Below are 305 nucleotides of genomic sequence, written 5' to 3' on the forward strand. Positions count from 1 at the left end.
ATTGACATCGAGGAGAAGGTGGTCGCCGATCACGAGCGGATCTCGGGTGCCGATCACCCCAGCACCCTGACCGCGCGCGCCAACCTTGCCGCTTCCTACCAGCAGGTCGGGCGGACGAGTGAGGCCATCGAGTTGCTCGCGCAGGTGGCTGCGGATTGTGATCGAACCCTTGGCCCGGAACACCCCGACACCCTCTCCGCACGTGCCGGCCTTGCCGCCTCCTACAAGGAGGTGGGGCGGACGAGTGAGGCGATCGATATCGAGGAGCGGGTGGCCGCGGATCGTGAGCGGATTCTCGGTGCGGA

1 protein-coding gene is annotated in these 305 nt (G+C 66.6%); it reads left to right on the forward strand.

The features are described 5' to 3' along the window. The coding region (locus GTW67_RS06455) for a tetratricopeptide repeat protein (protein ID WP_161163831.1) at positions 1 to 305 on the forward strand (305 nt) is incomplete at both ends.

Origin of the sequence: Streptomyces sp. SID5910 (genome assembly GCF_009862125.1) — a bacterium.
Classification (GTDB): Bacteria; Actinomycetota; Actinomycetes; order Streptomycetales; family Streptomycetaceae; genus Streptomyces.